This is a genomic window from Mucilaginibacter sp. OK283, from assembly GCF_900110415.1.
Classification (GTDB): domain Bacteria; phylum Bacteroidota; class Bacteroidia; order Sphingobacteriales; family Sphingobacteriaceae; genus Mucilaginibacter.
Genome location: NZ_FODR01000015.1, coordinates 39,254 through 52,901, shown reverse-complemented (window position 1 = coordinate 52,901; position 13,648 = coordinate 39,254). Strand labels below are relative to the sequence as shown.

General features: G+C 42.3%; 15 protein-coding genes. 8 read left to right on the top strand and 7 right to left on the bottom strand.

Translation table 11 applies throughout. From position 1 onward, the window contains the following. Nucleotides 1-131: 131 nt before the first annotated feature. The gene (locus BMX56_RS26145; protein WP_090652665.1) at nucleotides 132-617 is read left to right on the top strand and encodes a DUF4126 domain-containing protein; all 486 of its coding nucleotides are present in this window, start codon (nucleotides 132-134) and stop codon (nucleotides 615-617) included. Here the strand turns inward: BMX56_RS26145 and BMX56_RS26140 are convergent. Next, a complete protein-coding gene (locus BMX56_RS26140) occupies nucleotides 614-1,732 on the bottom strand; it encodes a mechanosensitive ion channel family protein (protein WP_090652664.1) in 1,119 nt (372 codons plus the stop codon). The genes BMX56_RS26145 and BMX56_RS26140 overlap by 4 nt on opposite strands. A 172-nt stretch (nucleotides 1,733-1,904) precedes the next feature. Between BMX56_RS26140 and BMX56_RS26135 the strand changes: the two genes are divergently transcribed. Then, nucleotides 1,905-2,525, top strand: a complete 621-nt coding sequence (locus tag BMX56_RS26135; RefSeq protein WP_090652663.1) for a TetR/AcrR family transcriptional regulator — start codon at nucleotides 1,905-1,907, stop codon at nucleotides 2,523-2,525. Between the two features lie 409 nt (nucleotides 2,526-2,934). Here the strand turns inward: BMX56_RS26135 and glgX are convergent, their stop codons facing one another. Further along, complete coding sequence (gene glgX, locus BMX56_RS26130; protein ID WP_090652662.1) at nucleotides 2,935-5,082, bottom strand: glycogen debranching protein GlgX; 2,148 nt, start codon at nucleotides 5,080-5,082, stop codon at nucleotides 2,935-2,937. Between the two features lie 214 nt (nucleotides 5,083-5,296). Between glgX and BMX56_RS26125 the strand changes: the two genes are divergently transcribed. Then, nucleotides 5,297-5,662 carry a response regulator gene (locus BMX56_RS26125; RefSeq protein ID WP_090652661.1) on the top strand — a complete coding sequence of 122 codons (366 nt, stop codon included), beginning with the start codon at nucleotides 5,297-5,299 and terminating at the stop codon, nucleotides 5,660-5,662. A 119-nt stretch (nucleotides 5,663-5,781) separates the two neighbouring features. On the opposite strand, the gene BMX56_RS26120 is transcribed toward BMX56_RS26125, so the two are convergent. Next, the gene (locus BMX56_RS26120; RefSeq protein ID WP_090652660.1) at nucleotides 5,782-6,390 is read right to left on the bottom strand and encodes a DUF2238 domain-containing protein; all 609 of its coding nucleotides are present in this window, start codon (nucleotides 6,388-6,390) and stop codon (nucleotides 5,782-5,784) included. A gap of 114 nt (nucleotides 6,391-6,504) precedes the next feature. Between BMX56_RS26120 and BMX56_RS26115 the strand changes: the two genes are divergently transcribed. Continuing rightward, complete coding sequence (locus tag BMX56_RS26115; protein ID WP_090652659.1) at nucleotides 6,505-6,711, top strand: helix-hairpin-helix domain-containing protein; 207 nt, start codon at nucleotides 6,505-6,507, stop codon at nucleotides 6,709-6,711. A gap of 9 nt (nucleotides 6,712-6,720) precedes the next feature. Here BMX56_RS26115 and BMX56_RS26110 read toward each other — a convergent pair whose 3' ends face one another. From BMX56_RS26110 to BMX56_RS30420, 3 genes are all read right to left on the bottom strand, one after another. Then, nucleotides 6,721-7,239 carry a DUF2306 domain-containing protein gene (locus BMX56_RS26110; protein WP_090652658.1) on the bottom strand — a complete coding sequence of 173 codons (519 nt, stop codon included), beginning with the start codon at nucleotides 7,237-7,239 and terminating at the stop codon, nucleotides 6,721-6,723. A gap of 113 nt (nucleotides 7,240-7,352) precedes the next feature. After that, nucleotides 7,353-7,850 (bottom strand): GDSL-type esterase/lipase family protein, encoded by a 498-nt coding sequence (locus tag BMX56_RS26105; RefSeq protein WP_218152491.1) that lies wholly within the window; start codon nucleotides 7,848-7,850, stop codon nucleotides 7,353-7,355. A 70-nt stretch (nucleotides 7,851-7,920) separates the two neighbouring features. After that, nucleotides 7,921-8,064: a hypothetical protein gene (locus BMX56_RS30420; protein WP_218152490.1), complete on the bottom strand. Its 144-nt coding sequence runs from the start codon at nucleotides 8,062-8,064 to the stop codon at nucleotides 7,921-7,923. A 191-nt stretch (nucleotides 8,065-8,255) separates the two neighbouring features. Here BMX56_RS30420 and BMX56_RS26100 point away from each other — a divergent pair, with 191 nt between their 5' ends. Beyond that, entirely contained in the window at nucleotides 8,256-8,567 is a 312-nt protein-coding gene (locus BMX56_RS26100) for a hypothetical protein (RefSeq protein WP_090652657.1), read from the top strand. Nucleotides 8,568-8,724: 157 nt separating this feature from the next. Here the strand turns inward: BMX56_RS26100 and BMX56_RS26095 are convergent, their stop codons facing one another. Then, nucleotides 8,725-10,377 carry a L,D-transpeptidase family protein gene (locus BMX56_RS26095; protein WP_090652656.1) on the bottom strand — a complete coding sequence of 551 codons (1,653 nt, stop codon included), beginning with the start codon at nucleotides 10,375-10,377 and terminating at the stop codon, nucleotides 8,725-8,727. 420 nt (nucleotides 10,378-10,797) lie between these two features. Here BMX56_RS26095 and BMX56_RS26090 point away from each other — a divergent pair, with 420 nt between their 5' ends. From BMX56_RS26090 to BMX56_RS26080, 3 genes are all read left to right on the top strand, one after another. Beyond that, nucleotides 10,798-11,439, top strand: coding sequence for a peroxiredoxin family protein (locus BMX56_RS26090; RefSeq protein ID WP_090652655.1), 642 nt, complete (start codon nucleotides 10,798-10,800; stop codon nucleotides 11,437-11,439). Between the two features lie 39 nt (nucleotides 11,440-11,478). After that, entirely contained in the window at nucleotides 11,479-12,096 is a 618-nt protein-coding gene (locus BMX56_RS26085; protein WP_090652654.1) for a beta-class carbonic anhydrase, read from the top strand. A gap of 66 nt (nucleotides 12,097-12,162) precedes the next feature. Continuing rightward, on the top strand, nucleotides 12,163-13,617 hold the full coding sequence (locus tag BMX56_RS26080; RefSeq protein WP_090652653.1) for a phytoene desaturase family protein: 1,455 nt from the start codon (nucleotides 12,163-12,165) through the stop codon (nucleotides 13,615-13,617). Nucleotides 13,618-13,648: the final 31 nt, after the last annotated feature.

The window sequence follows — 13,648 nt, the reverse complement described above, 5'->3', positions numbered from 1 at the left end:
CTTTTTTGTTATGGAATAATTTTGACTGTGCTGGTTGCCTTTTATAATTCCGGTATTTAATTATTGATTTATATGTTTTATACAGAACATAATAAGCACTGCTTGGTTTAAATGGTATAATAAGCACTAATATGGAACTCAAAATAACACATCCTTTTTGGCAGGTTATGGGGTTGGGCGCTTTGGCCGGTATGCGGTCAACATCGGCACCGGTTATTGCCAATCATATATTAAGCCATCATCAAACCAAACGACTTGATCATTCCCCGTTAAAATTTATGCAATCCAGGAATGTCGCATTGGCACTGAAATTATTAGCCGTAGGCGAGATCATCGGCGATAAATTACCATCTGCCAAAGATCGAGTTAAACCGGTTTCAGTTGTGTTCAGGATGATGTCTGGCGCGCTTGCCGGTGCCAGTGTATATAAAGCAACAGGGGGCAACCCGGCTGCCGGCGCTTTAATTGGCAGCGCGGCGGCTTTTGCATCAACATTTGGCAGTTTTTGGTTGCGTAAAGATGCTGTTAAAGCCAGTAATGTAACTGATCCGTTTGTTGGCGCTATAGAAGATGCCCTGGTAATTGGCAGCGGTATTGAATTTTCAAATGCAGCTTAAGCCTCGGCTTTATGCTGCAAATATTTTTCAAGGTTACTAACCTCGTTCCTGATTCTTGGCAAGCTGCCAGGGTAGTTTTGCTGGATAAAGCCAACCAGGTTTTCGCGGACGTAGCAGCGCAGGTCAAACGCTTCTGATGAGTTGCGGGCGCTCATGAGTACCCGTACCTCAATGTTGTTTTCTTTGGTATCCGTTACCTGTACCACCTGCACTTTTTTATCCCACAGCGGGCTTAAATTAATCAGCCGCTCAAACTCCGTACGGATAGCATCCAGCGGAATGGTATAATCCACATACAAAAACACGGTACCCAAAATTTCGGATGAGGTGCGTGTCCAGTTTTGAAATGGCTTGGTGATGAAGTAATTGATGGGGAGTATCAATCTTCGTTTGTCCCAGATGTTTAGTACTACATAGGTTAAGGTAATCTCTTCCACGCGTCCCCATTCGCCTTCAACAACCAGCACATCATCAATACGGATAGGCTGGGTAAACGCTATCTGGAAACCGGCCAGCAGGTTACCCAATGAGGTTTGCGCCGCAAAGCCCACAATAATACCGCCTATACCAACACCAGTTAGTAAACCTGTACCAATTTTGCGCATGCTGTCAAAGCTAAGCAGGATGATGGCGATGGTTACAAACACAATAAGTACCACCAAAAACTTGCGGATAAACTGTATTTGTGTACGCACTTTACGCTCAACCAGGTTATCGGCTTTGTTAAGGTCGTAAGTGTGGTAAATATAATCTTCAAGTACGCTTATAGAGCGCACCAGGATGCCCGCGAATGATATGGTAAGGCAAATCTCAATTGTTTTATCAAGCGGGCTAAGGTAGGCTTTATCCATCCGCATTAGCGGGATAAACAGGTTGAACAGGAACAAAGGAATAAAGTAGGTTATGGCCTTACCCAGGTTTACGATGACAGATCTGAAGAAAGAATAATCCGTAGCTTCTTTTTTTGCATAAACTTTAAATAATCGTGTAACTGCAACCTTTATGAGCAAACCTATCAGGATAGCTGTTACCATTATAATAAGGTTCCATAGGATGGCGGGGATTTGTTTAGAAAATTCAAGCAGATCAGGGGGCAGTCTGTTAACAATATTCATGCTTAATAATGTTAGTTAATTACTTTCATAAATACTACGAATGTAAAATTGTTTTAACAACACGTAATGAAAGGGGACTTGGTACAGTTATGTATAGATTTTTTGATAGATTTGTTTAAAAAGTCAGGAATTTAGTTTTTATGCTGACTGGGATTTAATAATTGATACGGCAATGGCTACAACCCACGACCATCAGGATATAAAAAGGGAAAAGATATTAGAGGCATCGTACGAGCGTTTTTTACATTATGGTTATTCAAAAACCACGATGAATGAAATAGCCGGCGACCTTTCAATGTCAAAAGCACTGCTATATTATTACTTTCCGGATAAAAGCCAGCTATATATGGCCGTAATGCGAAAACTGGCTGTAGACTACCTGAAAAAACTGGAAGAAAAGGCTGATACATTCGGCAGCCTTAAAGAAGCTTTTGTGTTTCAGATAAACACCCATCACGATTTTATAGTAAGTAATTATAACTTTTTTGATTTTTTTAGGCTTAACGAGCAAAATTTGCCCGATACCATCTGGGAAATTGTTGAACAGGTGCACAAAGCCGAGCTTGCACTATTGGGCAACGCCGTTAAAAGCGAAATAGAAAAGGGCTGCATAAGCCCGATAGAAAAACCAGAGGAATTGGTAGACCTTTTATTGGATGCCATGCATGGCATCAGGGTAGGGGCCGTATCTCAAAAGAAAACAAGTTTCCCCCGCAAGGAGCACCTTGAAGAAATCAGGACCAAGAAGCTTTTGCTTACCGATATATTTATTAAGGGTTTGATGTATTGCTAACACTATAGGTTAAGTTAAGTACCGATTGGTATAATACCGGTTAGTATATATGTCAGTATCCCGTAAAAATGAATCAGTTGCTCCACACAATCTGTATATTATAGATACCTTTGTTTAAACATTCAATTCATAGGCTTTGTAAAAGCATCTATCTATTAATTGTTTATAACTTCCTATTTAATAAGAGGTGATTGTTTTAGAGTGATTTAGCCGGATGAAGATTTATTTTTCATCCGGCTTTTTGCCTCTTACCCTCCGGCGTTCTGTACACTGTTAAATGATTTGCATTAAAGGGCTAAAAATGACTAACATCAATATTGTGTTTTTTAGTAAAACTTAGTTAGCATTTCTCATTCACCCCCTTTTTGTTTTAAAACCCTTTGTCATTAAATTAATGCATCATATTCTGTTAGTTATGTTTTGTTTCGCCATTATGGATCAATTGATGCTGAAGCAGTACAACCGACCGCCCTTCAACCTGTATCGTTTCTTCGGCTTTAAATACTCCCTTTACTTTCTCGTTTGCTTTTTTATCTGTGTCAATCAAAAGCTCCCAGCTGGCCGCATATTCGGCAGTTGGCAGTTTGTAGTTTAATGGTTCACTATGGGCGTTAAAGATAATGTAAAAGCTATCGTCTATTATCTTATTACCTTCAGCGTTAACGCTATGTAACCCTAATCCGTTTAAAAAAACAGCAACTGATTTTGCAAAATCATGGTTCCAGTTATCTTCGCTCATTTCCGATCCACCCGGTAAAAACCAGGCGATATCGGCTACACCGCTTTTTTTTTCTACTTCGCCCTTAAACCAGTTCTTGCGTGAAAATGCCGCATGTTCTTTTCGCAATTTAATCAGCCTGCTCGTAAAGCCCATCAGATCTTTATCCATTGTGTCCCAGTTGATCCAGGATAATTCGTTGTCCTGGCAATAAGTATTGTTGTTGCCATTTTGGGTGCGGCTCATCTCATCGCCGGCAACAAGCATCGGTACTCCTTGCGATAGGAACAGGGTTGTTAGGAAATTTCGTTTTTGTTTTTCGCGCAATTCATTAATGGCTTCATCGTTAGTTGGACCTTCAACACCGCAGTTCCAGGAGCGGTTGTGGCTTTCGCCATCGTTGTTATCTTCTCCGTTGGCTTCGTTATGTTTTTCGTTGTAGGTTACCAGGTCGTTCAGGGTAAAGCCATCATGGGCGGTTACAAAATTGATGCTGGCTGTTGGCCTGCGGTATGATTTGTAAAGATCGGAACTGCCGGTAATCCTGTCGCCAAACTCGGCCAATGAACTTTCGGTACCGCTCCAGAAATCACGGATGCTGTCGCGATATTTGCCGTTCCATTCGGCCCATCCCGGCGGAAACTTGCCTACCTGGTAGCCGCCTTCGCCAATATCCCACGGTTCGGCAATCAATTTTACCTGCGATATACAGGGGTCCTGGTGAATAATATCAAAAAAAGCGCTTAGCCGGTTTACCTCGTGCAGTTCGCGCGCCAGCGTAGCGGCGAGGTCAAACCGGAAACCGTCAACATGCATTTCCAATATCCAGTAACGCAGGCTATCCATCATCAGGCGTAATACGTTGGGCAAATTGGCGTTTAGCGTGTTCCCGGTGCCTGTATAATCCATATAATACCGGTTATCCTCGGTCAGGCGATAGTAACAACAATTATCAATGCCGCGGAACGATAGGGTAGGCCCCATCTCGCTGCCTTCTCCGGTATGGTTATACACTACGTCAAGTATCACTTCAATGCCTGCCTTATGCAGCTCTTTTACCATGGTTTTAAATTCGGTTACCTGCTCGCCGAGCACACCGCTTGATGAGTAACGGGCATCGGGTGCAAAAAAGCCGATGGTATTATAACCCCAATAGTTGGTTAAGCCCATCTCAACCAGGTGCCTGTCATTTAAAAAATGATGGATAGGCATCAGTTCGATAGCGGTTATGCCAAGCGCTTTTAAATATTTGATAGTTACCGGATGACCGATGGCGGCACAGGTGCCCCTTATCTCTTTCGGAATATCGGGATGCATATTGGTGAAACCTTTAACGTGGGCTTCATATATCACCGAGTTAAAGTACTCGATACAAGGAGCTGCATCGCCCTCCCAATCAAAATTATGATCAACAACCACCGATTTGGGTACAAAGGCCGCATTATCGGTTTCACTAAAACTCAAATCTTTTTCATCGCTACCTATCTGATAGCCAAAAAGAGAATCGTCCCAGTTAATGGTACCCGATATGGCTTTAGCGTAAGGATCAAGCAAAAGCTTGTTGGGGTTAAACCGATGGCCGTTCTCGGGATCGTAGGGGCCGCTTACACGGTAACCGTAAAGCTGACCGGGTTTTAAACCGGGAATATAGATATGCCAGATGAGTTCGGAATATTCGGTAACCGGGATCCTTTCTGTTTCTACTTCATCTTCGGGGCTGTGAAACAAGCAAAGGTCAACGCCGGTAGCGTTCTCGGAGTATAGGGTAAAGTTTACGCCCTTACCATCCCATGTTGCGCCAAGTGGGAATGATTTACCAGGGTATGTTGTTATTTTCATAGGGGATGAGATACTTATCAAAAACTTAAATTATCAGCTATTTAAGGAAAAAGCGTTGGATTTGTTTGATCGTTATTTTTTTTATTACCTGTTAACTGATAACCACATTGTAAAAAAATGAACACATTGGTTGCTTTGGGTTTAAAATTGTTAATTTATAATTGATGGTTGTAAATTAACTTATGTAGCTTTGTATATCTATTATAATAAACCTATGAGTAAAAAAATATTTGTTGTTGAAGACGATGCAGATCTGTCTGACGCGATACAGATGATCCTGCATGACGAGGGCTACCGTACCGTTGCTTCGTTGGATAAAAACTCAATAAAAGGGGTTATATTACACATGCCAGATATGGTGTTGGTTGATTATAAGCTTAAAGATGGCTTTGGGAGCGAACTTTGCGTTGCTATCAAAAAACATCCGTTAACCTATCATATACCTGTAATATTGATTTCCGGTTACCCTGATTTGGCCGATATTGCTAAGGCATGCGGTGCCGACGCCTGGTTGAGTAAACCATTTGAACTGGCAGATCTTACCCGCCTGGTTGACCATTATTTGAAACGTGCAGCTTAACTAATAGTTAATTATTTTTTTGTTTTGTAAACCGGAAAATGTTAAGCGGCCTGTATCTGGTGGCCCTGTTGATGGCAGTTATCGGCAAATTGTAAATATTAAATAAACTGTATCTGACGTTATTTCGCCGGCCCTAAATCCCTTATTTGCCTATCCTGTAACTTTGCAAAAAATATAACCATGCAGGTTGCGCCTATCATGGCGAACAACATATCTGATTGTGTATCCCAGATATCGCCTTGCGTACCTAAAAATGAATCGCCGGATGAGCCTGACGCCAGGGATACAAACCATTCTATAAATTCGTATAACACACTGATAGTGGTACAAACGCAAACCGTCAGTACGGCCAGCCAGCCGCGTTTTTGGATAATATTTTTCCTGATGAATAATTCGCGGGTTATCAGGGCAGGTACAAAGCCCTGGGTAAAATGGCCAACTTTATCGTAGTTATTACGTACCTGATGAAAAACCTCCTTTACCCAATCAAACAACGGCACCAGCGCGTAGGTATAATGGCCTCCTATAAATAATACATAGCAATGCGCCAGTATCATAATGTAGGTAAAATAGCTGAACCTGAATTTGTTGAATGTTAAAACCAGGGCAATAAAACCTAAAATTGCCGGAAAAACTTCCAATATCCAGGTGAAATAGTCATGCGGGTATATGCCCGCACCTATTAAGCCGGCAAAAAACAAGAACACTAACAGGTAGTATTTTTTCATGTTACAATATGGGCATTAATTTCGGATAGTCGCAACCTGCCCGATAATTTGTCGCACCGGTACTGCTTGATAAAGGGATATAGGTGTTAAATTTGAATCATAAACCTGGTGAAGATGAAAGACAATAACAACGACAATCCATTGCATAAACTTTCGAACCCGGCACGGCGCGCCTTAGCCAAGGCCGGAATAACGGATATAAACCAGTTGTCGGCCTGGCACGAAGCTGATTTTATGAAACTACATGGTACAGGCAAAAAAGGCCTTCAAATACTTAAAGCATTAATGGCCGAAAGGAATATTGCGTTTAGGCAAGCGTAAATTGCGCTATCAGCTTAAGTTAACATCGGGCGTTCCGGCTGCTTTTCGTTTCGATCGGATCTTCAATAGCTGATACAAAACGCCGATTACAAATACGGCAACAAGCGCCATCAAGCCCATTTTAGCTACCGGATCATTAGGGTCTGCGGCCAACGGATGACTGATGGGTAACCTGGTTAAGGTTTCGATAGTTGCCGGTATCATAGAAAAAAAAAGGGTGAGCGACATGATGAAAACCTGTACATATTCGGCCGATTTTCCTAAAAAGCTAATTGATTTGGCGTAAATGCCCAAGGGCAACGCTGCTAAAACGATAACAGCCAGACCATGGCCCGCAGTAAAGTGCCCGGTTTTCATGATAGGCAGGGCTGTAAGGCAACCGATAATAGTAAACAGGATATATAATTTACCGGGACCGCTTTTAGGATCGATTTTCCCCTGGCGAAATAAAGCATAAAGGGCAACAAGTACGGCAAGGATACTGATAGCAGTGTGGAAAATTCCGAGTGGAGACAGGTGATTAGGCATGATGTGATGTTTTAAGGGTAAGCTGTAATGTATTTAAAACTGCCGGTAGTACAACCGGTTGTTCTAAGCTACATAAAACCGTTTATATTTGCAAGCCGCTATAAAACAAGTGTTTATTTTAATGCTTTGGCTATAGCTTCTTCGGTAACCTTTGCCATAATTTTATAACCCGCCACATTGGGGTGTACACCATCGGTTGTTAATTCGGCTTTTTGCCCGTTGCGCTCGTCGGCCAGTGGCGAAAAGTAGTCGAGCAAGGTAAAGTTATTAGCAACAGCATAGGCCTTAATTTCTTTATTTAAGCTGATAATCTTATCGGCCGGCTTAAGGCCCTTACGCCATGGATAATCAAATACCGGAAGGTATTGGCAAAGGATTACTTTTATGCCATGCAGCTTAGCTAATTCGGCCATCGAACGCACATTATCCATGATAGTTTGGTTGCTCACGTGCCCGGTGTTCGCGGCAATATCGTTGCTGCCTGCCAGTATAATAACCGCTTTGGCTTTTAAATCAATTACATCCTGCCTGAAACGGATTAACAACTGCGGCGAAATCTGTCCGGTAATACCGCTGTCGAGATATGGCCTACCGGCAAAAAATTCGGGCACTCTGCTTTCCAGAACTCAAATATCGAACTGCCTAAAAACACCACGCGCTTTTCGCCGGGCTTAGGTTCGCCTAACTGCTGGTTTTCTTTTTATAGTGCGATAGGGCAGCCCAATCATCTTTAAAATCTTCTTTTGCCGTATCGGGTATGCTTTGCTGGCCATACAGATTTACAGCAAAACACAAGGATAAAGCCAGGGAAAAAGTGCGTTTCATAATTTTTTTTTAGGTTCAAACAAAAATAGCAGAATTCTCCACCCTACAGTTTTGCAGGCAGTATTTAGGGCGAATTAGTTAAATATCGTAAAATTCCTCCTGGCTATTTTTCTTATTAATTTATTAGATTAATTTGTAGTTATGAAACCTTTGTGTTTTTTTATTGTTATCGTTTTATATCTATTAACTATATGAAAACTTTTAACGAACATGATTCTGTGATCTATACCGATCCTGACGGCAATAAGATTGATACATTTGTGATATATGATACCGACAAAACTACCGGCCTTACACACATCAATCATATGAACTTGAGGGTGCCAACTGATAGTTTGCAACTACGCCCTGCGTCCATTGCCAAATGGAATTTACCAATGCAGGATGCTTTCAGTTTCCAGATATTTAAAAAACTTAAGGGTAAATACAAGGAACCCGCCATCCCGACCGTGAAGCGCACATTAATGGCCGAGCATGGTTACAAGCTGGCAAAAGCTTCTTGATAATTGAACTGAAATATCATCCACTAAAAAAATCCGCCCTCGTGATTACCAGGCGGATTTTTTTTACGATATGCAAGGCGGTTTTATTAATTTGTTGCGCCGCCATTTACCAGCAGGTGTCGGTCGGATACCCGAAAAATGATTTGACTGGTTGGTGCTAATATTTCCCGATTCCCGATAATATCATCGAAGCCAGCTGCTCATCCCTGTCGTAGATATCCTGGCGAAAGTTGAGTTTGTTATCTCTATCGGTAAAAGCTGTGAAATAGGCGATGAACACAGGTACTTTTTGTTTAAGTGTTATAGTTTGTTCTTTGCCAAGATGCATCGCTTTGTAAATTCTGTCAGCAGTCCAGGTAGTATCATATTTCAACAGAAAAGCGGTAAGCTTTGCAGGTTCGCCAACGCGGATGCAACCGTGACTAAAGGCCCTGGACGATTCGCCAAATAACGATCGTGAGGGCGTATCATGCAAATAAATACTATAGCTATTCGGGAACAAAAATTTCACAAGCCCTAATGAGTTTTCGGGGCCGGGTTTTTGTTTAATTACCGGCAAACCATTCTCGCTGCCCGTAATGATCATGTTGTGCTTGCTGATATAACTGGAGTTCTTTCGCATTTCGGGTAAAACTTCGTTTCGGACAATACTCTCGGGTACATTCCAGTACGGGCTAAACACCACGTATTGCATCTTGCCATAGAATATAACTGTTTGATGCACCTTTTGGCCTACAACCACATTACAACTCCACAACAAACTATCGGCATGATAAACGTGCAATTTAAATTCGGGGATATTTACAGCCAGGTAATCGGTACTTAAACTAACCGGAAGCCAGCGGCACCGCTCCATATTAACAATAATCTGCCTGATGCGTTTTTTTAAGGGTACGTTCATCTCTGCAAGTGTCCCCGGCCCCGGCAGGCCATCGGCTGTTAAGCCATGCCTTAGTTGAAACTGGTTTATGGCCTGTTGCAATTCATTGTCAAAAACATTGCCTAAGGTGTCGCCCTTAAAATCTCCCAATTTGAAAAGCCGTGTTCTTATCTGCGGGATAACCGCCGACGAGTCGCCTGGTTTTACGCCTTTGGCTGATGGTATCGTTGTCCATTTTTCTTTCGCGTCTAACGCCCGGTATTTGGCGAGGTAGTTTTTTAATAAATCGTACTGCCTGTAAACAGGCTCTGATAAGGTGCTGCCGGCTTTGCCGCTTTGCCTTAATAAAGTATCCAGGTAATCATTATAGGAGATTTTTTTGCGCGGCAAAAACCAGTTAACCGCTTTACTGGTAGAATCGCTCATTCCCTGGAAGGCCAGTTTTGAAAATGCAAAATACTGGGCCGTCAGCATTAACTCTGTTTCGATATTGGGTTTTGATGACTTGCTATTAGGCGCAAATATCAATGAGTCTAAAACTTTGGGGTAGGGAGTGGCCTTGTAAATACCCTCATTTTGTAAATTTCCTACTCTGTCTGCCAGGTTACCGGCCTGTTCAATCAACTTTCCTTTGTTGTACCATGCGTAAGCAAACTTGCGCTTGCTATAAAACAGGCTGATATCCTTAACATAGGGCTCAAATGCAGGGTGGGTTTTAACAAAAGTGGCAAGCAGCGTACTATCAAAAGTTGCATCGGTTTGATCGCTGAAATTGCCTGGGATGGTTTTATTCCATTCTTTAACAGCTTTTCGTTTAAGCGAGTCGGCTTTTGATTGCCGGCCGGATTTAGAACTATGATTGCAGCCTAATGGTATGTATAAGAGCGAAATAAGTGGTATGGAAATGAATTTGCAAACGCCTTTTAACATGGATGTTTTTATTGGTAAGTTAAGTAACTAAAAGAAGAATAAAAAAAATTATAAAAATGTATACTAATTATATAGACATTATAGTATATTTGTTTCGTTAATTCAAAGGAATGTTAAACAACACAATAAAATACAAATCAAATAACTTTTTAAATCGCCACGATTTAAGAGGGATGATGTGTATGTGTTGCTGCTGTTGAGTTTCTCTCCCTTAAAACCACAGATCCCGCCAAAAGTTTACTGACCTCGTTATTTAATATATTTTATGAACGCTTACCCGATAAACCCTTTAAAGAAGCCATTTTTTGATAGGGTGCTGCATTACTGGCAGTTGATTTATGGCTTATGCCGTTGTTGAAGGTGTTGTTTCTCTTATCTGCGCCAATAAACATAATTTACTACTATTAACCACACTACAAAATGTCAACTACTGCTAATAAATACCCGTTTTTCGATCTTTCAGAAATTGTTCCTGATAACGATATTGCTTTTAAACCTTACCGCGCTTTGCAACCCGTAAAAGCAGGTAATTATATTCCGGATTTAAAGTTTTCCAATGATTATACCCGTTGGCAATCGTTTTTCAACGGTGCACAAACACATGGGCCAATTGCTTTAAGGCAACTGCTCAAAAAACCATTGGTGATTGCATTTTACTCGCACCACTGGAAAGAGCAAGGCTTTGAATTGTTAAATCAATTGAACAATATCCAGCAGGAAATAAGAGCAAACGGCGGTAGCTTGTTGATTATCACCGATGAGCGTACCGACGAACTGGCAAAACAGGCCTGGGAAAGCAGTTTTACCCTTAACTTTTATCACGACGAGGAGAAAAATATAGCTCACACATTCAGGATTTATTCTGACAACGACCCGGTTTGGAACCGTTTTTCGGGTATTGATGTTAATGTGCCCTTACTGGCCACCTATATCATCGATGCCAATAAGCAGGTGATTTACAGCCATATTGATCTCGATTTTTTAGGAACTTTCAATGGTGAAGCGATCATTACTTCGGTTTACGAATCGTCATTAATAGCTAACAGCAGGAAATCAGCCTGATAATTTAAAAACGAGGTTTATTCACAAAAACATAAAACAATGTCAAACGCAATTGATGAACTTCAGCAAGTTAAAAGTAAAGTACACCGGCAGGTACTTAAAGCTAACGATGAATATGTAAAACATTTTGGCGATAAGGGTAATCTTACTATACCGCCGGCACGCCAGTTTGCCATTTTAACCTGTATGGATGCCCGCCTTGATCCTGCCAAATACGCGGGCCTTGCCGAGGGCGATGCACACGTGATCCGCAACGCAGGCGGCCGGGCAAGCGATGACGCTATCCGTTCATTGGTGATATCACATAAACTATTGGGTACCAAAGAATGGTTTGTAATACACCATACCGATTGCGGTATGGGCTTGTTTACCGATGATATCATTCGTAACTTACTATCCAAAAGCCTGAATACGGCCACTATCGACGAAAACGGCTGGCGCAATGCCGACGAAAGCGGCGGATCTGACGAAGCCAATCATATCGCATTCCTCACCTTCAAAAACCTGGAAGCCAGCGTTGTGGAAGATGTGGAGCGCATCAGGCATCATCCGTTAGTGGCTGGCAACATTCCCATTTACGGTTATATATATGATGTACGATCGGGTAAATTGATTGAGGTGCCCCAGGCCACACACGCTGGCGAGGTTTTAAACTAAACAATGTCGGCTTAAAGTAGTTAATTTGGATATCTTAGGGGTATCAAATATCCCTTTGTGCCATACATGAAGCTTGAAAAGCGCGATTACGATGCGATAATAGTAGGATCAGGGCCGAACGGGCTGGCGGCTGCAATTTTATTGCAGCAACATGGGCTTTCTGTTTTATTGCTTGAAGGTAAAAATGAAATAGGGGGCGGGCTGCGTACAGCCGAACTTACCCTGCCTGGCTTTAAACACGATATTTGCTCGGCCATCCATCCACTCGCAGCCTCATCGCCTTTTTTTGAAACATTGCCGCTTGCACAGCACGGCCTTGAATATATATTTCCGGAGATAGCTGCCGCCCACCCCTTTGATGATGGAACGGCTGCTGTTTTGCTTAAATCAGTAACGGAAACCGCCAGGTTACTTGGCAAGGATGAGCAGGCATATCTTGATTTAATGAAACCCGTTGTAAAAAACTGGCCATTAATAGCCGCCGATGTTTTAGGCCCGCTGCATTTTCCGAAACATCCTTTGCTGATGGCACAATTCGGCCTTCCTGCTATAACGCCCATCACATGGTTAGCCAAAAAGTTTAAAACCAAAGAGGCAAAAGGCTTATTAGCAGGGATGGCGGCACATTCCATACAGCCTTTGAGCAATATCGCCACATCCGCTATTGCACTGGTACTAATGGCACAGGGGCATTTAAAAGGATGGTCATTACCCAAAGGCGGATCTGAGCAAATAGCAAAGGCCTTGGCTTCGTATTTTATATCGATTGGCGGTAAGATTGAGACCGGGTTTTATGTCGAGTCATTAAATCAATTACCCTCATCACATGCTGTTTTGTTCGACGTTACACCAAAACAACTGTTAAAAATTGCCGGCCATAAATTTTCGCCGCTATACAAATGGCAATTAGAACGCTATCGTTACGGTGCGGGTGTATTTAAAGTAGATTGGGCTTTGGATGCGCCAATCCCGTTTAAGGCCGAAGCAGTTAAACAGGCAGGCACGGTACATATTGGCAACACATTTGCCGAAATTGCCGAAGGCGAGCAACTGATTTGGAAAGGTAAACACCCGGACAAACCCTATGTACTTTTGGCTCAGCAAAGCATCTTCGACTCATCGCGGGCACCAACAGGCAAACATACGGCATGGGCGTATTGTCATGTACCGAATGGTTCAAATGAAGATATGACCGGTATTATTGAACGACAGGTTGAACGCTTTGCGCCCGGCTTTAGGGATACAATTTTGGCTAAGCATACTTTTAACACGGCCCAGCTTGAAGAATATAATCCCAACTATATTGGCGGTGATATTAACGGTGGTGTAATCGACATAGGCCAGTTATTTACGCGGCCAGTGTTAAGAGTGTCGCCTTATAAAACGTCAGCCAAAGGGCTGTACATCTGTTCTTCATCAACGCCACCGGGTGGAGGGGTGCATGGTATGTGTGGGTATCATGCGGCAAAAAAAGCGTTGAAGGATATATGGAACAAAAGCCCCACCCAAACCCTCCCCTGAAGGGGAGGGCCCAAGAAGGTTTTACTACTAT